Origin of the sequence: Thauera butanivorans NBRC 103042 (genome assembly GCF_001591165.1) — a bacterium.
Lineage (GTDB): Bacteria > Pseudomonadota > Gammaproteobacteria > Burkholderiales > Rhodocyclaceae > Thauera > Thauera butanivorans.
Map to the genome: position 1 here is coordinate 100,598 of NZ_BCUG01000016.1, position 19,857 is coordinate 120,454.

The window sequence follows — 19,857 nt, forward strand, 5'->3', positions numbered from 1 at the left end:
GGCGCCTTTTCGTTTTTTCCATGCTTTCCAAGGAGCACATCATGAAGACGCTCAAGACCGGAACCACGGTGCTGTCGCGCCGCGGCTTCATCAAGGCGGGGGCCGCGGCCGGCACGGCCGCGCTGCTGCCGGGCCTGTTTCCCGGCGGCGCCTGGGCCGCCGGCTCCGATGCGCCGGAAAAGAAGGAGATCAAGGTCGGCTTCATCCCGCTGACCGACTGTGCCTCGGTGGTGATGGCGGCGGTGAAGAAGTTCGACGAGAAGTACGGCATCAGGATCGTGCCGAGCAAGGAAGCGAACTGGGCCTCGGTGCGCGACAAGCTGCTGTCGGGCGAGTTGGATGCCGCGCACGTGCTGTACGGCCTCGTCTATGGCGTGCATATGGGCGTCGGCGGGCCGAAGCGGGACATGGCGGTGCTGATGACGCTGAACAACAACGGCCAGGCCATCACGCTCGCGTCCCAGTTGAAGGAGAAGGGCGTGGCCGATGGCGCGTCGCTGAAGAAGCTGGTGGCGGCGAACGAACCGGGCAGCTACACCTTCGCCCAGACCTTCCCGACCGGCACCCATGCGATGTGGCTGTACTACTGGCTGGCGGCGCACGACATTCATCCGTTCAAGGACGTCAAGAGCATCGTCGTGCCGCCGCCGCAGATGGTGGCCAACGCCCGCGTCGGCAACATGCACGGCTACTGCGTCGGCGAGCCCTGGAACCAGCGCGCGGTCATCGACGGCATCGGTTTCACCGCGGTCACCACCCAGGACATCTGGACCGACCATCCGGAGAAGGTGCTCGGCACGAGCGCCGCCTGGGTCGACAAGCATCCCAACGCGGCGCGGGCACTGACCGCCGCGGTGCTCGACGCCTCGCGCTGGATCGACGCCTCGGAGGCCAACCGCAAGGAGACGGCCAAGGTCATCGCCGCGCGCTCCTACGTCAATACCGACGTCGACGTCATCGAAGGCCGGGTCCTCGGCCACTACGACAACGGCCTCGGCCGCAAGTGGCAGGACGCCAACGCGATGAAGTTCTTCCGCGACGGCGCCGCGACCTTCCCCTGGCTCTCCGACGGCATGTGGTTCCTGACCCAGCACCGGCGCTGGGGCCTGCTCGACAGGGACGTCGATTACCTGGCGACCGCCCGCGCGATCAATCGCCTCGACATCTACCGCCAGGCGGCGACCGCGGCCGGCGCCGCCCTGCCCGCGGGCGAGATGCGCAGCAGCACGCTGATCGACGGCGTGGTGTGGGACGGCACGGAGCCGGCGAAGTATGCCGGCAGCTTCAAGCTCAAGGCCTGAACCGGAGGACGGAAACATGACTGCAGCAATGATCGCGGCGCGGCCGGGAAACATGGCCGGAACCGACGCCACCGAAGCCGATGCCGGCAGGACGGCGGTGCCGATCGACGAGACAGGGAATGAGCTGCCGGCGACGGCGAGCGCAGCCAAGGTGGAAGGCGGCGTGAAAGAAAAGGCGGGAAAAAGCGCCAGCCCGCCGGCCGAACCGCTGGCCGGCCGGATCGGCGAGTGGGCCAGGGCCGCACTGCGCACGGTGCTGCCGCCGCTGGCCGGGCTGGCGCTGCTGATCGGCATCTGGCATCTCGCCACCTTCGGCGGCGGCGGCATTCCCGGCCCGGGCCAGACCTGGGATGCGGCGGTGGCGCTGTTCTCCGATCCTTTCTACATCGACGGGCCGAACGACCAGGGCATCGGCTGGAACGTGCTCGCCTCGCTCGAACGGGTCGGCATCGGCTTCGGCATCGCCGCATTGGTCGGCATTCCGGCGGGCTTCCTGCTTGGCCGCTTCGCGCTGCTGTCGCAGATGCTGAACCCGATCATCAGCCTGCTGCGGCCGGTGTCGCCGCTGGCCTGGCTGCCGATCGGCCTGCTGGTGTTCCAGCGTGCCGATCCGGCGGCGACCTGGACCATCTTCATCTGCTCGATCTGGCCGATGATCCTCAACACCGCCCAGGGTGTCACCCGCGTGCCGCAGGACTATCTCAACGTCGCCCGCGTGCTGAACCTGTCGGAGTGGAAGGTCTTCACCAGGATCCTGTTCCCGGCGGTGCTGCCCTACATGCTGACCGGCATCCGCCTGTCGATCGGCACAGCCTGGCTGGTCATCGTCGCCGCGGAGATGCTCACCGGTGGCGTCGGCATCGGCTTCTGGGTGTGGGACGAATGGAACAACCTCAAGGTCGAGCACATCATCATCGCGATCTTCGTCATCGGCATCGTCGGCCTGATCCTCGAGCAGATGCTGATGCTGGTCGCCCGCCGTTTCAGTTACGAGAACCGTTGAGGAGACCCATCATGACGAAGAAGATCGTCCAGATCGAGAATGTCGGCCAGAGTTTCGACACCAAGAAGGGCAGGTTCGTCGCCCTGCGCGACATCGATCTCGACATCCACGAAGGCGAGAGCATCGCGCTGATCGGCCATTCCGGCTGCGGCAAGTCGACGCTGCTGAACCTGATCGCCGGGCTGACCCGGCCGAGCAGCGGCGTGATGCTGTGCGGCGGGCGCGAGATCGCCGGCCCGGGGCCGGAACGCGCGGTGGTGTTCCAGAACCACTCGCTGCTGCCCTGGCTGACCTGCTTCGACAACGTCTATCTCGCCGTCGAGCGCGTGTTCGCGGCCAAGGAGGGCAAGGCCAGCCTGAAGCGGCGCACCCACGAGGCGCTCGAACTGGTCGGCCTGGCCCATGCCGAGACCAAGTTCCCGCACGAGATCTCGGGCGGCATGAAGCAGCGCGTCGGCATCGCCCGGGCGTTGTCGATGCAGCCGCGCATCCTGCTGATGGACGAGCCTTTCGGCGCCCTCGACGCGCTGACCCGGGCCAACCTGCAGGACGAGCTGATGAAGATCCTCGCCGCGACCAAGGCGACGATGGTGATGGTCACCCACGACGTCGACGAGGCGGTGCTGCTGTCGGATCGCGTGGTGATGCTGACCAACGGCCCGGCGGCAACCATCGGCGAGATCCTCGAGGTCGGCATCGAGCGGCCGCGCGACCGGCTGGCCCTGGCGCATGACGCCCATTTCGGCGAATGCCGCGCGGCGATCATGGAATTCCTCTACCACAAGCAGTTGAAGCGCGCCGCCTAGGCGCCGCAGACAGCCACGGCTTGCACGGCTGCCGCGACGCGGCAGGCTGCTGCATCGCCGTGCCCATGGCCTGAAGGAGAACCTCATGCATCAGCAAAGACTCGTGGTGGTCGGCAACGGCATGGTCGGCCACCGCTTCGTGCAGGAACTGCTCGCACTGCACCCCGACCTGCCGGCCGCCGGCCTGGCCGTCACCGTGCTCGGCGAGGAGCCGCGCCCGGCCTACGACCGCGTGCATCTGTCCAGCTTCTTTTCCGGCACCCGCGCCGAGGAACTGTCGCTGGTCGAGCCCGGCTTCTATGAGCGGCCGGGACTGACGCTGCGCCTGGACGCGCGCGTCGCCAGCATCGAACGGCGCAACAACACCTTGCAACTGGCCGACGGCGAAGTGCTGGCCTACGACAAGCTGGTGCTGGCCACCGGTTCCTACCCCTTCGTGCCGCCGGTGCCGGGCCGCGACCGCGACGCCTGCCACGTCTATCGCACCATCGAGGACCTGGAAGCGATGCAGGCCAGCGGTGCCCGTTCCAGCAGCGGCGTGGTAGTCGGCGGCGGCCTGCTCGGGCTGGAATGCGCCAAGGCGCTGCGCGACATGGGCCTGCGCACGCACGTGGTCGAATTCGCCCCACGGCTGATGGTGGTGCAGGTCGACGACGGCGGCGGGCGCGTCCTGCGCAGCCGGATCGAGGATCTGGGCGTGCAGGTGCATACCGAGCGCAACACGGTGGAGATCATCGACGGTCGCCAGGCGCGCCACCGCATGGTGTTCGCCGACGGCAGCTGGCTGGAGACCGACATGATCGTGTTCTCCGCCGGCATCCGTGCCCGTGACGAACTGGCGCGCCAGTGCCTGCTCGCGATCGGTCCGCGCGGCGGCGTGGTGATCGACGACCACTGCCGCAGCAGCGATCCGGACATCTACGCGATCGGCGAGTGCGCGTCGTGGAACGAGCAGGTCTTTGGCCTGGTCGCGCCCGGCTACGACATGGCGCGGGTGGCGGCCCGGCACCTCGGCGGCGTGGCCGATGCCGTCTTCGCCGGCGCCGACATGAGTACCAAGCTCAAGCTCATGGGCGTGGATGTCGCCAGCATCGGCGATGCCCAGGGCAGGACGCGGGGCGCGCTGTCCTGCGTGTTCACCGACGAGCTCAAGCAGATCTACAAGAAGCTGGTGGTCAGCGCCGACCGCAAGCGGCTGCTGGGCGCGGTACTGGTGGGCGACGCGGCCGAATACGGCACGCTGCTGCAGATGATGCTCAACGGCATTGCCCTGCCCGAAGCGCCCGAGCAGATGATCCTGCCCGCCGCCGACGGCACGGCCAAAGCCGGCCTTGGCGTGGATGCGCTGCCCGAGGGTGCGGTGCTGTGCTCGTGCAACGGCGTCACCAAGGGCCAGCTGTGCGCGGCGGTGGCCGACGGCGCGCACAGCATCGGTGAACTGAAGTCCGCGACCCGCGCCGGCACCTCCTGCGGCGGCTGCGTGCCGCTGGTGACCCAGGTGCTCAACGCCGAGCTGAAGCGCCAGGGCGTGGAAGTCAGCAAGCACCTGTGCGAGCACTTCGCCTGGTCGCGCCAGGAGCTGTACCACCTGGTGCGCGTGGGCGGGATCCGTAGTTTCGCCGAACTGCTGCAGCGCCACGGCAAGGGCCGCGGCTGCGACATCTGCAAGCCGGTCGCGGCCAGCATCCTGGCAAGCTGCTGGAACGACTTCATCCTGAACCGGGACCAGGCACGGCTGCAGGATTCGAACGACTACTTCCTCGGCAACATCCAGAAGGACGGCAGCTACTCCGTGGTGCCGCGCGTGGCCGCCGGCGAGATCACGCCGGAGCAGTTGATCGCGATCGGCCGCATCGCCAGCAAGTACGGGCTGTACACCAAGATCACCGGCGGCCAGCGCATCGACATGTTCGGCGCCCAGGTGCACGAGCTGCCGCTGATCTGGCGCGAGCTGGTCGATGCCGGCTTCGAGAGCGGCCATGCCTACGGCAAGTCGCTGCGCACGGTGAAGAGCTGTGTCGGCTCGACCTGGTGCCGCTACGGCGTGCAGGATTCGGTGGGCATGGCGATCCGGCTCGAGAACCGCTACAAGGGCTTGCGCGCGCCGCACAAGATCAAGTTCGGCGTCTCCGGCTGCACCCGCGAATGCGCCGAGGCGCAGGGCAAGGACGTCGGCGTGATCGCCACCGAGCGCGGCTGGAACCTCTACGTCTGCGGCAACGGCGGCATGAAGCCGCGCCACGCCGAGCTGCTCGCCAGCGACCTCGACGAGGCCACGCTGGTGCGCATGATCGACCGCTTCCTGATGTTCTACATCCGCACTGCCGACCGCCTGCAGCGCACCAGCACCTGGCGCGACAACCTCGAAGGCGGGCTGGACTACCTCAAGGCGGTGATCCTCGAGGACAGCCTCGGGCTGGCTGCCGAACTGGAAGCCGAAATGGCCCAGGTGGTCGGCAGCTACGCCTGCGAATGGAAGAAGGCCATCGAGGACCCGGCGGTGCTGCGGCGCATGCGCACTTTCGTCAACAGCGACGCGGCCGACGACAACATCGTCTTCGTGCGCGAACGCGGCCAGATCCGTCCGGCCACCGAGGCCGAGAAGCGCGAGCGCTTCAAGGGCATTCCGGTCGTCGCCGAAACCGTCTGAAGGAGCCTGCCATGACCGTCATGACCGCCCCCGCCGCCGCCGCCGTGGCGGCACACGTTCCCGCGGCAGCGCCTGCCGTTGCCGCCACCGCCGGACCGGTGTGGCAGCCGGTCTGCGCGCTGGACGACATCTGGCCCGACACCGGCGTGTGCGCGCTGCTGGGCGGCCGCCAGATCGCCATCTTCCGCCTCGCCGACGACAGCCTCTACGCCATCGACAACCACGACCCCAACAGCGGTGCCAACGTGCTGTGGCGCGGCATCGTCGGAGACCTCGGCGGCGAGCCGGTGGTGGCTTCGCCGATCTACAAGCAGCACTACCGGCTGCGCGACGGCGGCTGCATCGAGAATCCGGACACGCCGCTCGCCACCTGGGCCGTCGAACTGCGCGGCGGCACGGTATGGGTCGAAGCCTGAGGTTGCTGCGATGACGACGGCGGCCAGCGTGGTGAAATCCGTCTGCCCCTACTGCGGCGTCGGCTGCGGCCTGCGCATGGAGGTGGCGGACGGCAAGGTGGTGAAGGTCAGCGGCGACAAGTCGCACCCGAGCAACTTCGGCCGCCTGTGCACCAAGGGCAGCACCTGCGCCCAGCCGATCGGCGATCCGGGGCGGCTGACCCACGCCTACCTGCGCAGCCGGCGCGAGCAGGATCCGGTGCCGGCCGCGATCGACCAGGCCATCGCCGAAACCGCCGGCCGCCTGCGCCGCATCCTGGAGCGCGATGGCCCGGACGCCATCGCCTTATACGTCTCCGGCCAGATGTCGCTGGAAGCGCAGTACCTCGCCAACAAGCTCGCCAAGGGCTGGATCGGCACCCGCAACATCGAGTCGAACTCGCGCCTGTGCATGGCCGGCGCCGGCAGCGGCTACAAGCTCTCGCTGGGTTCGGACGGTCCGCCCGGCTCCTACCAGGACTTCGACCGCGCCGAGCTGTTCTTCGTCATCGGCGCCAACATGGCCGACTGCCATCCGATCCTGTTCCTGCGCATGATGGACAGGGTCAAGGCCGGTGCGCGGCTGATCGTCGTCGATCCGCGGCGCAGCGCCACGGCGGAGAAGGCTGACCTGTTCCTGCAGATCCGGCCGGGCACCGACCTGGCCCTGCTCAACGGCCTGCTGCACCTGCTGGTTGGCAACGGCCGCATCGACGAAGCCTTCATCGCCGAATTCACCGAGGGCTGGGAGGCGATGCCCGGCTTCCTCGCAGACTATCCGCCGGCGACCGTCGCCCGCATCACCGGGCTTGCCGAGGACGACATCCGCAAGGCCGCCGACTGGATCGGTCAGACGCCCGAGTGGATGAGCTGCTGGACCATGGGCCTGAACCAGAGCACGCGCGGCACCTGGCACACCAATGCCCTCTGCAACCTGCACCTGGCCACCGGCGCGATCTGCCGCCCGGGCAGCGGACCGTTCTCGCTGACCGGCCAGCCCAATGCGATGGGCGGGCGCGAGATGGGCTACATGGGGCCGGGCCTGCCGGGCCAGCGCTCGGCGCTGTCGGCGCCCGACCGCGCTTTCGTCGAGCAGGCGTGGGGTTTGCCGGCCGGCACGCTGCGCGCGGAAGCGGGCGGCGGCACGGTGGCGATGTTCGAGGACATGGCTGTCGGCCGGATCAAGGCTTGCTGGATCATCTGCACCAACCCGGTGGCCACCGTGCCCGACCGCGGCAAGGTGATCGCCGGCCTGCAGGCGGCCGAACTGGTGATCACCCAGGACGCCTTCCTCGACACCGAGACCAACCGCTACGCCGACATCCTGCTGCCGGGCGCGCTGTGGGCCGAAGCCGACGGCGTGATGATCAACTCCGAACGCAACATGACGCTGGCGCAGCAGGCCGTGGCGCCGCCAGGCGAAGCCCTGCCGGACTGGCAGATCATCGCCCGCGTGGCCTGTGCGATGGGCTACGGCGACGGCTTCGACTACGCCTCGGCAGCCGAAGTGTTCGAGGAGATCAAAGGCTTCTGGAACCCCAAGACGGGCTACGACATCCGCGGCGCCAGCCACGAGCGCCTGCGCCGGGGCCCGCTGCAATGGCCTTGCCCGCCGGACGGCGAACGGGACCGCCAGCCGCTGCGCTACCTCAACGACGGTGTGAGCCAGGCGCTGAGGCAGGCGCCGGATGGCCGGCGGCCGCGGCTGGCCTTCGCCACCGACAGCGGCAGGGGCGTCTTCTTCGCCCGGCCGTGGCTGCCACCTGCCGAACTCCCGGACGAGGATTTTCCCTTCGTGCTCAATACCGGCCGCCTGCAGCACCAGTGGCACACGCTGACCAAGACCGGCAGGATCGCCACGCTGAACAAGCTCAATCCCGGCCCCTTCATCGAGCTTCATCCCGAAGACGCGAAGCGGCTCGGCATCGCGGCCGGAGACCGGGTGGAAGTGCGTTCGCGCCGCGGGCGCGCGGTGCTGCCGGCCAGCATCTCCGACCGGGTGCGTGCGGGCAACTGCTTCGCTCCCTTCCACTGGAACGACGTGTTCGGAGAGAACCTGGCGATCAACGCGGTCACCAGCGATGCGGTGGATGAGGCATCGCTGCAGCCCGAATTGAAGTTCTGCGCCGTCACGTTGATGCGAGTGATGGGGGAAGCGGTGGCTGCGCCGGAAGCAGGCGCTGCCGGCAGCCGGCGCGAGGCCCGGGCCATGCCGCATGCGGCGGCAACTGCAACTGTGCTTGCAGGCATGGACGCGCAGGGCCAAGACATCGAGGAACTGGACATGCAGCACATCGACGCCCTGGCCGGCTTGCTCGGTCTCGACGACACGCCGCCGCTCACGCTGGACGCCCATGAGCGCCTGTATCTGCAAGGCTATCTCGCTGCGCTGCGCACCGAGGCTGCGCGCAGCGGCGGCGGTGTGCCGGTACTGCCGCCCAGCGCTCCTCTTGAGACGTCGAAACGCCTGTTTCTCGACGGCATGCTGGCTGGGCTCTTCGCCCGCAGCCGGATCGGCGAAGCCTTGCCGGCGGCCGCGGGCAGCGGTGCCGGCGATATTGCTGCACGCCAGCCGGTGCTGGTCCTGTGGGCATCGCAGACCGGCAATGCCGAGGCCTGGGCAGCGCGCTGCGCCGGGCGTCTGGAGCAGGCAGGCCACGCCGTCACCGTGCTGGGCATGGACGCTGCCAGCCCGGACCGGTTGGCTGCGGCGCCGCGTGTGCTGCTGCTGGCCAGCACCTTCGGCGACGGCGATCCGCCCGACAACGGCAGCAGCTTGTGGGAGAAGCTGCAGACCGATGCCGTGCCCCGGCTCGATGGCACCGCCTTCGCCGTCCTCGCATTCGGCGACTCCAGCTACGACCAGTTCTGCGGCTTCGGCCGCAAGCTCGATGCCCGCCTGGAGGCGCTCGGCGCGCGCCGGCTGCTGCCGCGCGTCGACTGCGAGCCGGACGACGAGGACAAGGCAAGGGCATGGCTGGAAGCTGTCGTCGAGGCCTGGGCCGAGGCGGCTGAGCCGGTAGCCGAACCTGCCGCTGCATTCGCCGGAGCGGCGGATGCCGGCGAGTCGGCGTCCTTGCCGGCTGTGCCCCAGCCGGCAGCCGTGCCTGCCCCGCAGACCGATCGCATCGCGTCAGATCGTGCCGCACCCGGCCTGTCGCGGCCCGGCCGGGCCTCACCGCAGCCCGTCCGCCTGAAGCTCGACCGCCTGCTCAGCGGCGCCGGTGCGGGCAAGGAGGTGCGGCAGTTCGTGTTCGATCTGTCCGGCACCGGCCTGGCTTACGAGGCCGGGGACGCGCTGGGTGTGTGGCCGGGCAACTGCCCGGAATTGGTGGCGGAACTGCTGGCTGTGCTGAATCTGCCCGCGTCGGCCCTGGTGAGCGTCGACGGCCACGGCGAAATGACACTGGCCGACGCGCTGGTGCGCCACTTCGACATCACGCGCATCACGCCGGATCTGCTGCGCTTCGTCTGCGAGCGTTCGGCCAGTGCGGAACTCGCCCGCCTGTTCGGCGACGATCGCCGGGAGGCGCTGAAGGAGTGGCTGTGGGGCCGGCAGATCACCGATCTGCTGCTGCAGTTCCCGATCGAGGTCGAGGCCGGCGAATGGCTGCCGGTGCTGAAGCGGCTGCAGCCGCGGCTGTATTCGATTTCGTCCAGCCCCAAGGCCTGCCCCGACGAGGTGCATCTGACGGTCTCGACCGTGCGCTACGCCTGCGAGGGCCGGCCGCGCGGCGGCGTGTGCTCGACCTTCCTCGCCGACCGTGCGCAGCACGCCGAGGTGCCGGTCTTCGTGCAGCGCTCGGCCCATTTCCGCCCGCCGCAGGATCCCGCCGCGCCGATGATCATGGTCGGTCCCGGCACCGGCATCGCGCCCTTCCGCGCCTTTCTGCAGGAGCGCCGCGCCACCGGTGCAGGCGGGCGCAACTGGCTGTTGTTCGGCGAGCGGCATGCGGCCACCGGTTTCTACTACCGCGACGAACTGGAAGGCATGCTGCGCGACGGCAGCCTGCATCGGCTCGATACCGCTTTCTCGCGCGACCAGGCGGAAAAGGTCTACGTCCAGCAGCGCATGATCGAGCACGGTGCGCGGCTGTGGGCATGGCTGCAGGAGGGCGCCCATTTCTACGTCTGCGGCGATGCGGCACGCATGGCGCGCGACGTCGATGCGGCGCTGAAACAGGTGGTGGCCATCCACGGCGGCATGAGCGCCGAGCGCGCCGCCGAATGGGTGGCGGCGCTGGGCCGCGACCGGCGCTACCTGCGCGATGTGTATTGAGCGCCACCGGCGCGGACCGCGCGATCCATCATGCCGCCCGCTGCGCCCGAGCCGCGGTGCAGGCCGTGCTCACACCATCGCCAGGAAATCCTGCCACTCCTCGATCGGCAGGGGCTTGCCGAACAGGTAGCCCTGGAAGAGTTCGCAGCCGCGCAGGCGCAGGAACTCGCGCTGGATCGGCGTCTCGACGCCTTCGGCAACCACTTCCAGGCTCAGGGCGTGGCTCATCGACAGGATGGCGATCACGATGGCCTCGCTGCCTTCGTCCTCTGCCATGTCGTGGATGAAGGAGCGGTCGATCTTCAACTGGGCGAAGGGCAGGCGCTTGAGGTAGGACAGCGAGGAATAGCCGGTGCCGAAGTCGTCCAGCGCGAACTGGATGCCGAGTTTGCGCAGCTGGTTCATGCGGGTGACGCTCTGGTCGAGATCGTCGAGAATCGCGCTCTCGGTCAATTCGAGCTTCAGCCGGGACGGATCGGCGCCCGCGCGCTCGATCGCGCTGCGCACGAGGCTGACGAAATCTGCCTGGCGGAACTGCCGTGCGCTGACGTTGACCGCGATCGACAGGTGGCGGGTCGCCGCCGACTGCTGCCATCGTGCGAGCTGCGCGCAGGCGGTGTCGAGCACCCACTGTCCGATCTGCACGATCAGCCCGGTGTCCTCGGCGAGCGGAATGAATTCGGCTGGCGAGATGGTCGTTCCGTCCGGGCCGGACCAGCGGATCAGGGCTTCGGCGCCGGCGGGCCGGCCCTGGCGATCGACCTGGGGCTGGTAGAGCAGGTGGAAACCGCCGTTGTCGAGCGCCGCGCGCAAGCCGATCTCCATGCGCGTGTGCGCATCGACCACGGCCTGCATCGCCGGGTTGAAGAAGCGGATGGCGTTGCGGCCGTCCTCCTTTGCCGAGTAGAGCGCGACTTCGGCCTGCTTCAGCAGTGTTTCGGGTGAGGAGGCGTGGCCGCGGAAGAGGCTGATGCCGACGCTCAGTGTCGCGTAGTAGGGGCCTTTCTGCGCGCCGCCCAACTGGTAGGGGATGTCCAGTTCCTTGTGCAGCTTCTTGGCGATCAGCTCGGCACGGGCAATGGCGTCGGCCTCGCCGGCGCCGATGTTCTCGATGATGATGGCGAAGTCGTCGTCGCCGTGGCGGGCGACGGTGTCGTCCTCGCGCACGGCTGCCTGCAGCCGCTCGCTGAGCACCTTCAGCAACTGGTCGCCGCTGCTGTGGCCGAGGGAGTCGTTGAGCTTGCGGAAGCGGTCGATGTCCAGCAACAGCAGCATGCCCCAGACTTCGTTGCGGCTGCTGACGCGGATCGCCTGCTCGAGGCGGTCGCGCAGCAGGGCGCGGTTGGGCAGCCCGGTCAGCGCGTCGTAGTAGGCGAGGCGATGCAGCAGGGCTTCGGACTGCTTGCGCTGGGTGATGTCTTCCTTGACGGCGACGTAGTGCGTGATCGTGCCGTCGGCCTGCTTGATCGGCGCGATCGTGGCCAACTCGAGATAGCCTGAGCCGTCCTTGCGGGAGTTGTGGAATTCGCCGCGCCAGACTTCGCCGCGGGTCAGCGTGTCCCACAGATCCATGTAGGTTTCTTTCGGTGTTCTGCCGGTGTTCAGGATGCGCGGATTCCGGCCGATGATTTCCTCGCGGCTGTAGCCGGTGATGCGCAGGAAGGCGTCGTTGACGTATTCGATGCAGGCGTTGGTGTCGGTGATGACGACGCACTCCGGGCTTTGTTCGATCGCCATCGACAGCCGGCGCAGTTCGGCGTCGCGCCGCTGGATTTCCGCGGCCATGTGGTCGATGCCGGCGCTGACCTCGTCCAGCTCCTCGACTTTCGCACCGTGGCCGACACGGGTGTCCAGCTCGCCGGCGGCAATCCGTGCCACCGCGTTGCGGATGCGCGAGGTCCATACCTCGATCGACTGATAGATGTACAGGCGGGCCACCAGTGCCGACAGCAGGGCCACGGCGGCGAAGATCGCCAGGTGGATCTGGAAGCGCCGGTCGACTGCGCTGAGCGAGCGTTCGAGCGGGGAGCCGATCGCGATGAGATCGTTTGCCGAGGTGAAACCCGGGGAGGTGACGCCGTACAGCCGCCGTTTGCCGTCGGGGCCGGCCAGTTCGGCGATGCCGCCTGCCGCCGTCAGCGTGTGGCGCAGTTGAGCCAGTTCATCCGGCGCGAGGACGTGGTTCTGCCACTGCTCGGGATTGGGGTAGTGCGCCAGGACATGGCCGCGCTGGTCGACCAGGCTGGCCTCCCAGCCCGGCGGAAGCTTGAAATCTTCGATCAGGCTGTTGAGCCAGTCCAGTGACAGCGTTGCGAATACGAGGCCATTCGTCTTGCCTTCGGGGCTACTCAGCGGATAGCCGAACGTCAGTACGGGTTTGTTCGATATGCGGCCGATGTAGGACTCGCCGTGGGAGATGCCGTTTCCGTCGAGGGTGGCCTGGAACCAGGCGCGGTCGGCGATGTTGGCGGTTTTGCGTCCGGGCAGCGCGCTGCAGAAAATCTCGCCGTCCGAGCGGGCCGCGCCGATATTCATGACGTCCTCCATCGACGCGAGCACGCGCCGGGCGATGTCTTCGCAGGCGGTGCTGTCGTTCGAGCGCAAGTCGTTCGAACGGGCCATCAACCGCAGTGCGAGGCCCACGTTCTGGTGGGCTTTGTCCGCCTCCCTGCGGGCGGCGGACAGATACTGACGGATTTCCTCGTGCGCGCGCTCGATGGTTAGCGTGCGCTGCTGGCGGTAGTCCGCCAGTGCGAACATCAGCACTGGTGCCAGGGCGAGGCCGATCGTCAGCCACAGCCGCAGGCGCAGCGAATTGCGGATCATCTTGCCTCTTGGGAAACGTTGGTCGGCAGGCCGGGGGCTGGCCCGTCGCGGATGTGCGCAATATGCCCCAAAATGGGTAATCCTGTCTTGCCGGGACTACCCTGGGCTGTCGAGTGCATCACGGTCTGCGGCCACTCGCTGTGCCTGCCTCCCGCCTCGTATCCCTACTTGAGCTGGAAGCCGCGTGCACGCAGCGCCTCGACCAGGCGGTCGCGGCCGGACAGGGGCTGCGGGCCGGCGATGCGCTTGGCCGAATGCACGGCCCAGGTGCCGCGCACGTTCATGCGCTGCTCGTCGTAGAAGCGGGCCATCGCGGCGTTGTAGGCTTCGATGCCGCTCTCCTGCGCTGCCAGCGAGTATTTTTCGTGGTGCAGTACGACCGATTGCGGCGGCCGCGGCTTGACTGCCGCGTAATGTGCGGGGTCGGGGTGGCCGACACACATGCCGAACACCGCGACCACGCGCTGGGGCAGCGCCAGCAGCTCCGCGACCTTCTCTGGCTGGTTGCGCATGCCGCCGATATAGACCGTGCCCAGCCCCAGCGACTCGGCCGCGGCGGCGGCATTCTGTGCCGCGAGCGCGGCATCGATGACGCCGACGAGGAACATCTCGGTGTAGTCGAGCGCTTCAGCCGGGCGCCCGGTGGTTTCGGCGACATGGGCCAGGCGGGCGAGGTCGGCGAGCCAGACCAGCTGCAGTGGCGCGTCCCTGACGTGGGCCTGGCCGCCGGCGCATTCGGCGAGGGCAGCGCGCGTGGCCGGGTCGCGCACGGCGATGACGCTCCAGGCCTGCAGGTTGGACGAGCTGGCCGCCGACTGCGCGGCAGCAATGATGGCTGCCAGCATGTCGTCGCTGACGGGATCGGGCAGGTAGCCGCGCACCGAGCGGTGGTCGAGAAGCTGTTCGATCAGCGGGGTGCAGGCGATCTCGAGGGGGCCGCCCGCGTCGTTGCCATAGCGGGCGTGAAGGCGTTGCTGGACGAGGGACATCTTTACTCCGGTCGTTGTCGCAAGGCCGCAAGTATGGCGCTGCGGTTGCGCTTCGGCGAGCCGTTCGGCAAGTCCTTCGGCAGGCATCTTCGAAAGTGCGGGGCAGGGATGCCGGCCGCCGTACTCCCCGCCCTGGTGCCGGCGAGTGCTATCGTTTGATTTCAGGCGTTTATTACGTTAACGTCAACGTAATAAACGATAAGAGCAGGCATGCAGCAACATGCCTGTCGACAGCTTTCGACGACAACCAGGAGGAGAGGCACCATGAGTGCTGCTGAATTCATCGCCGCGCGCGATTTCCTGCTGCAACACCGCAGCGACTACGCCACCGCCTACGCCGGCTTCAAGTGGCCGGAACTGACGGAGTTCAATTGGGCGCTGGATCACTTCGACGCCCTCGCGCAGGGCAACGACGATCCGGCGCTGTGGATCGTCGAAGAGGACGGCCGCGAGTCGAAGCTGAGCTTCGCCGAGATGTCGGCGCGTTCGAACCGTGTCGCCAACTGGCTGCGCAGCCAGGGCGTCGAGCGCGGCGACCGCATCCTGATCATGCTCGGCAACGAAGTGCCGCTGTGGGAAACCATGCTGGCGGCGATCAAGCTCGGTGCGGTGGTGATTCCCGCCACCACGCTGCTGACGCCGGACGACCTGGTCGACCGGGTGGAACGCGGCCAGGTCAGGCACGTGGTCATCGGTTCGGCCCATACCGGCAAGTTCGAGAGCCTGCCGGGCGAGTTCACCCGCATCGCCGTGGGCGGCGCGCCGGCCGGCTGGAAGGCCTTCGAGGATGCCGCCGCCGAATCCGACGCCTTCACCCCGGAAGGCGTCACCCGCGCGGACGACCCGCTGCTGCTGTACTTCACTTCGGGCACCACCTCCAAGCCCAAGCTCGTGCTGCACACCCACCAGTCCTACCCGGTCGGCCATCTGTCGACGATGTACTGGATCGGCCTGAAGCCCGGCGACCGCCACATGAACATCTCCTCGCCGGGCTGGGCGAAGCATGCCTGGAGCTGCTTCTTCGCACCCTGGAACGCCGGGGCCTGCGTGTTCCTGTACAACTACGGCCGCTTCGACGCCAGGGCGCTGCTCGACGTGCTGGTGAAATACGAAGTCTCCACGATGTGCGCACCGCCGACCGTGTGGCGCATGCTGATCCAGCAGGATCTCGCCGCGGTGAAGACCCGCCTGCGCGAGCTGATCGGTGCCGGCGAGCCGCTGAACCCCGAAGTCATCGAGCAGGTGAAGAAGGCCTGGGGCATCACCATCCGCGACGGCTACGGCCAGACCGAGACGACCGCGCAGATCGGCAATACGCCCGACCAGCCGCTCAAGCCCGGCTCGATGGGCAGGCCGCTGCCCGGCTACAGGATTGCGCTGCTCGACGCCGACAGCAACCCCGTCGATGAGGGCGAGATTTCGCTGGTGACGGGTGAGCACCGCCCGACCGGGCTGATGGTCGGCTATGCGGGCGACGAGGCCAAGACCGCCGAAGTGATGCGTGACGGCCACTACCGCACCGGCGACGTCGCCAGCATCGATGCCGATGGCTACATCACCTATGTCGGCCGTGCCGACGACGTGTTCAAGGCTTCGGACTACCGGATCAGCCCGTTCGAACTGGAAAGCGTGCTGATCGAGCACCCGGCGGTGGCCGAGGCCGCGGTGGTGCCCAGCCCCGATCCGGTGCGCCTGGCCGTGCCCAAGGCCTTCGTGATCCTGGTCGCCGGGCAGCAGCCGAGCAGGGAACTGGCCAGGGACATCTTCGCCTTCACCCGCGAACGGCTGGCACCGTACAAGCGCATCCGCCGCCTGTCCTTCGCCGACCTGCCCAAGACGATCTCGGGCAAGATCCGCCGTGTCGAGCTGCGCAAGGCCGAAGAGCTCCGCGCCCAGGAGGCGCGTGGCGAACTCGAGTTCTTCGAGGAGGACTTCCCCGAACTGAAAGGCTGAGCCTCGGGCCCCACACGGCCGGCATGCTGCTACAATGCCGGCCGTGGCGGGTCTCCCCGCATTGCAGCGCGGTGAATCTGGTCAGGGCCGGAAGGCAGCAGCCACAGCCGTTTCCTGCAAGTGCCGGGGGTCGGGCTCGCCACCCCGAATCCGGAAAGCCGAGGATGCTCCGTTGCGGAGCGCCTCGGCTTTTTCACTTTCTGAACCGGGAAGCCTGCGAATTTCTCCCTGGCGCCGCCGTGAGGGCCCGGTTTTCAGCCGAGCAGGCCGTCCAGCAGCATCATCGTGACGAAACCGAGGATCAGCCCGCCGGTTGCGAGGGTTTCGCGGCCCCGGCGATGCGATTCCGGAATGATTTCGTGGCTGACGACGAACAGCATCGCCCCTGCTGCCATTGCCAGTCCCCATGGCAGGATCTCCGCGGAAGCGGAAACCGCCATCGAACCGGTGATCGCGGCAATCGGCTCGATCAGGCCGGACGCGGTGGCGACGACGAAGGCGAACATGCGGCTGTAGCCGGCCGTGGCGAGAGCGATGGCGACGATCAGGCCTTCGGGCACGTTCTGCAGCGAGATGCCGGTGGCGACGGCGCTGCCGCTGCCGGCCTGCAGTTCGCCGAGCCCGGATGCCACGCCGATCGCCAGGCCTTCGGGAATGTTGTGCACCGCGATCGCGAACACGAACAGCCACGCCGAGGTGCCGTTGCGCACGTCGCTGGATCCTGCCCGGGCGGGCGTGTGCGAATGGGGCAGCAGGCGGTCCATTGCCAGCAACAGCAGGGCGCCGCTCAGGAATCCGGTTGCCACCAGCATGCCGGCGCCGGATGGCCCCCGACCTTGAGCCTGCGCCGCCTCGAATGCCGGCAGCAGCAACGAGAACAGACTGGCGGCCAGCATCACGCCGGCACCGAAACCGAGCAGCATGGCTTGCATGCCGGCGCCGATCCGGCGCAGCGTCAGCACCGGCAGCGCCCCCAGTGCAGTGGCGCCCGCCGCCATCGCACCGCCGGACAGCGCAGCGGCGAGCGGCAGCTCGAAACCGTCGATGCCGCGCAGCGCCTGGGCCGCCAGGACGGCAAGGCCGGTGAGCGTGATCATCCAGCCGGCGAGCGCACGTGCGACGCCGGAGGGGCTGGCGGGCTGGAGGTGCAGACGGGCGACTTCGGCAACCATGGATGGATTCCTTCTGATCGATGCTTCGGGTGGAAACCGCACGGCCGATCAAGTGCGGCCGGCCGTGCATGGCGCTAGAGCGTCTGCGCGAACTCGGCGCACACCTGGCAGAACAGTTCGAACAAGGCGCCGATGTCGGAGCGGGATGGGTTCATGTCCGGTTCCTCCTGGATTCCTTGGGTTCGATACAAGGATAGGTTCGGGAGATTGATAGCTCAAATTGATAAGAAAAATAACGTCAATTCTTTTTTGCTATCGATCGGCATTTCGGCCGCTCGCGCGATCGGCACCGGACGGGGCCTCCCGCTCTGCTAGAATCGGGCGCCATGAGCTATCAGGTCCTTGCGCGCAAGTGGCGGCCGAAGTCCTTCGGTACGCTGGTCGGTCAGGAGCACGTCGTGCGGGCGCTGACGCATGCGCTCGCCACCGGCAGGCTGCACCATGCCTGGCTGTTCACCGGCACCCGCGGCGTCGGCAAGACCACCATCAGCCGCATCCTGGCCAAGGCGCTGAACTGCGAGACCGGCGTCACCGCCGAGCCCTGCGGCGAATGCGAGGCCTGCCGGGCGATCGACGCCGACCGCTTCCCGGACTACGTCGAGATGGACGCTGCCTCCAACCGCGGCGTCGACGACATGGCGGCGCTGCTGGACAAGGCGGTGTATGCGCCGGTGCAGGGCCGCTACAAGGTCTACATGATCGACGAAGTGCACATGCTGACCGGCCACGCCTTCAACGCCATGCTGAAGACGCTGGAAGAGCCGCCCGAGCACGTCAAGTTCATCCTCGCCACCACCGATCCGCAAAAGATTCCGGTCACGGTGCTGTCGCGCTGCCTGCAGTTCAACCTCAAGCAGATGCCGCCCGGCCACATCGTCGACCACCTCACGCGCATCCTGCAGGCCGAGGCGGTGCCGTTCGAACCGGGCGCGCTGCGCCACCTCGCCAAGGCCGCCAGCGGCTCGATGCGCGATGCGCTGTCGCTGCTGGACCAGTCGATCGCGCATGGCGCCGGCAAGGTCGAGGAGGAGCAGGTCACGCACATGCTCGGCACGGTCGGCGACGACCACCTGTATGCGGTGCTCGATGCGCTGGCGGCCGGCAGCGTGGCCGGCCTGGTGGCGGTGGCGGACGGCATGGAGGCGCGCAGCCTGTCCTTCGATGCGGCGCTGCAGTCGCTGGCGAGCCTGTTCCATCGCATCGCGCTTGCGCAGCATGCGCCGGAAGCCATCACGGACGAAGTGGAACGTGCCCGCATCGTCGCCTACGTTGCCGCTTTCGACGCTGAGTTCCTGCAATTGGCCTACCAGATCGCCATCCACGGCCGCGACGAGCTGCCCTTGGCACCGGACGAATACACCGGCTTCGCGATGACGCTGCTGCGCCTGCATGCCTTCCGCCCGGAGCAGCCGGCCGCGCTCGGCAGCCCTGGCGTGGCGCCTGCCGGCAGCGGCCAGGCCCGGGGCCCGGTGGTGCCGGCTGCCGTCCAGCCGCCGGCGGCATCGCCCCGGGCACCGGCCGGCGAGGCGCCCGAACCGGCGAAGCCGTCGGCGGGGCCGGTTCCGGCAAGCGCGGCCACCGAACCCGGGAAAGCGGGCGGCGCAGCGCCGCTGCGCGTTGCCGAACTCCGCGTTCCGCGTGCGGCGCAGGCTGCTGCCCCGATCGCCCCTTCCGCGCCGCCTGCGGCCGGCTCCCGGCCTGCCGAGCCGCCCCCGCCGTCCGCGGACATGCCCCGGTGTGCGGAGCTCGGTGCCGTGCCCGTGCCCGCGCCGGCGCCGTCGGGCGGCGACCATGACGTGCCGCCGTGGGAAGAACTGCCGCCCGAGGCCTATGCCGGGGACTATCCCGCCTCTGCGCTTGTGCCGCCGGCCGTGCCGGTCGGTGCCGTGGTGGCGGGCGCGCGCGAAGCCGGGCCTGCGTCTGCCGTGGCGGCGGTGCAGCCGGGCGAGCCTGTCGCGACCGCGGAGCCGGAAGTGCCGCTGACCGCCGGGGCCGCAGTGCCGACGGCAACCGGCGGCGACGTGGCCGCCCTGCTGGCGATGGGCGACTGGCGCGGCCTGATCAGGGCGCTCGGCTTGAGCGGCCTGATGCGCGAACTCGCGCAGCATTGCGAATGGCTCGATTTCGACGATGGCGAGCTGCGTCTGCGGCTGTCGAATGCGCATCGCCACCTGTTCGACATGAACCGCGCGGCGGCTGAGCGGCTGCAGGACATGCTCGGCAATGCGGCCGGGCGGGCGCTGCGGGTGCGCATCGAAGTCGGCGACATCGCCGGCGAGACGCCGGCCCAGCGCGACGAGATCGAGCGCCGGGCACGCCATGCCGAGGCGGTCGCGGCGCTCGAGGCCGACCCTTTCGTGCGCGAGCTGATCGAGCGCTTCGATGCGACGCTGGTCGAGAACAGCGTGAAACCCTTGTGAATGGCGGTGGCTTGCCGCCTTCCT

At 68.5% G+C, this 19,857-nt stretch carries 11 protein-coding genes and 1 other RNA gene; 9 read left to right on the forward strand and 3 right to left on the reverse strand.

The genetic code is table 11. From position 1 onward, the window contains the following. Nucleotides 1–41: 41 nt before the first annotated feature. From TBU01S_RS07795 to TBU01S_RS07820, 6 genes are all read left to right on the forward strand, one after another. Nucleotides 42–1,301 (forward strand): CmpA/NrtA family ABC transporter substrate-binding protein, encoded by a 1,260-nt coding sequence (locus TBU01S_RS07795; protein WP_068636069.1) that lies wholly within the window; start codon nucleotides 42–44, stop codon nucleotides 1,299–1,301. A gap of 16 nt (nucleotides 1,302–1,317) precedes the next feature. Next, nucleotides 1,318–2,304, forward strand: coding sequence for a nitrate ABC transporter permease (ntrB, locus tag TBU01S_RS07800; RefSeq protein WP_245650871.1), 987 nt, complete (start codon nucleotides 1,318–1,320; stop codon nucleotides 2,302–2,304). A gap of 11 nt (nucleotides 2,305–2,315) precedes the next feature. Beyond that, nucleotides 2,316–3,110 carry an ABC transporter ATP-binding protein gene (locus TBU01S_RS07805; protein ID WP_068636070.1) on the forward strand — a complete coding sequence of 265 codons (795 nt, stop codon included), beginning with the start codon at nucleotides 2,316–2,318 and terminating at the stop codon, nucleotides 3,108–3,110. 85 nt (nucleotides 3,111–3,195) lie between these two features. After that, complete coding sequence (nirB, locus tag TBU01S_RS07810) at nucleotides 3,196–5,760, forward strand: nitrite reductase large subunit NirB (protein ID WP_068636071.1); 2,565 nt, start codon at nucleotides 3,196–3,198, stop codon at nucleotides 5,758–5,760. 11 nt (nucleotides 5,761–5,771) lie between these two features. Next, nucleotides 5,772–6,176, forward strand: coding sequence for a nitrite reductase small subunit NirD (gene nirD / locus TBU01S_RS07815; RefSeq protein ID WP_083953513.1), 405 nt, complete (start codon nucleotides 5,772–5,774; stop codon nucleotides 6,174–6,176). 10 nt (nucleotides 6,177–6,186) lie between these two features. After that, nucleotides 6,187–10,473 carry a bifunctional nitrate reductase/sulfite reductase flavoprotein subunit alpha gene (locus TBU01S_RS07820; RefSeq protein ID WP_068636072.1) on the forward strand — a complete coding sequence of 1,429 codons (4,287 nt, stop codon included), beginning with the start codon at nucleotides 6,187–6,189 and terminating at the stop codon, nucleotides 10,471–10,473. Nucleotides 10,474–10,542: 69 nt separating this feature from the next. Here TBU01S_RS07820 and TBU01S_RS07825 read toward each other — a convergent pair whose 3' ends face one another. Further along, nucleotides 10,543–13,299, reverse strand: a complete 2,757-nt coding sequence (locus TBU01S_RS07825; protein WP_068636073.1) for a bifunctional diguanylate cyclase/phosphodiesterase — start codon at nucleotides 13,297–13,299, stop codon at nucleotides 10,543–10,545. 164 nt (nucleotides 13,300–13,463) lie between these two features. Next, nucleotides 13,464–14,288, reverse strand: a complete 825-nt coding sequence (locus tag TBU01S_RS07830; protein WP_068636074.1) for an NADPH-dependent oxidoreductase — start codon at nucleotides 14,286–14,288, stop codon at nucleotides 13,464–13,466. Nucleotides 14,289–14,552: 264 nt separating this feature from the next. Here TBU01S_RS07830 and TBU01S_RS07835 point away from each other — a divergent pair, with 264 nt between their 5' ends. Beyond that, nucleotides 14,553–16,241 (forward strand): AMP-binding protein, encoded by a 1,689-nt coding sequence (locus tag TBU01S_RS07835; protein WP_068636075.1) that lies wholly within the window; start codon nucleotides 14,553–14,555, stop codon nucleotides 16,239–16,241. Nucleotides 16,242–16,286: 45 nt separating this feature from the next. Further along, an RNA gene (ffs, locus tag TBU01S_RS07840) (signal recognition particle sRNA small type) lies at nucleotides 16,287–16,385 on the forward strand. Nucleotides 16,386–16,495: 110 nt separating this feature from the next. Here the strand turns inward: ffs and TBU01S_RS07845 are convergent. Next, nucleotides 16,496–17,413 carry a ZIP family metal transporter gene (locus tag TBU01S_RS07845; protein WP_068636076.1) on the reverse strand — a complete coding sequence of 306 codons (918 nt, stop codon included), beginning with the start codon at nucleotides 17,411–17,413 and terminating at the stop codon, nucleotides 16,496–16,498. A 326-nt stretch (nucleotides 17,414–17,739) separates the two neighbouring features. Between TBU01S_RS07845 and dnaX the strand changes: the two genes are divergently transcribed. Next, nucleotides 17,740–19,833 (forward strand): DNA polymerase III subunit gamma/tau, encoded by a 2,094-nt coding sequence (gene dnaX, locus TBU01S_RS07850; protein ID WP_068636077.1) that lies wholly within the window; start codon nucleotides 17,740–17,742, stop codon nucleotides 19,831–19,833. Nucleotides 19,834–19,857: the final 24 nt, after the last annotated feature.

Excerpts from the sequence above, each read along its gene's own strand:
- TBU01S_RS07825 (WP_068636073.1), bottom strand. The coding sequence starts at position 13,299 with ATGATCCGCAATTCGCTGCGCCTGCGGCTGTGGCTGACGATCGGCCTC.
- TBU01S_RS07835 (WP_068636075.1), top strand. The coding sequence starts at position 14,553 with ATGAGTGCTGCTGAATTCATCGCCGCGCGCGATTTCCTGCTGCAACAC.
- TBU01S_RS07820 (WP_068636072.1), top strand. The coding sequence starts at position 6,187 with ATGACGACGGCGGCCAGCGTGGTGAAATCCGTCTGCCCCTACTGCGGC.
- TBU01S_RS07845 (WP_068636076.1), bottom strand. The coding sequence starts at position 17,413 with ATGGTTGCCGAAGTCGCCCGTCTGCACCTCCAGCCCGCCAGCCCCTCC.
- nirB (WP_068636071.1), top strand. The coding sequence starts at position 3,196 with ATGCATCAGCAAAGACTCGTGGTGGTCGGCAACGGCATGGTCGGCCAC.
- dnaX (WP_068636077.1), top strand. The coding sequence starts at position 17,740 with ATGAGCTATCAGGTCCTTGCGCGCAAGTGGCGGCCGAAGTCCTTCGGT.
- TBU01S_RS07830 (WP_068636074.1), bottom strand. The coding sequence starts at position 14,288 with ATGTCCCTCGTCCAGCAACGCCTTCACGCCCGCTATGGCAACGACGCG.
- ntrB (WP_245650871.1), top strand. The coding sequence starts at position 1,318 with ATGACTGCAGCAATGATCGCGGCGCGGCCGGGAAACATGGCCGGAACC.
- nirD (WP_083953513.1), top strand. The coding sequence starts at position 5,772 with ATGACCGTCATGACCGCCCCCGCCGCCGCCGCCGTGGCGGCACACGTT.
- TBU01S_RS07805 (WP_068636070.1), top strand. The coding sequence starts at position 2,316 with ATGACGAAGAAGATCGTCCAGATCGAGAATGTCGGCCAGAGTTTCGAC.
- TBU01S_RS07795 (WP_068636069.1), top strand. The coding sequence starts at position 42 with ATGAAGACGCTCAAGACCGGAACCACGGTGCTGTCGCGCCGCGGCTTC.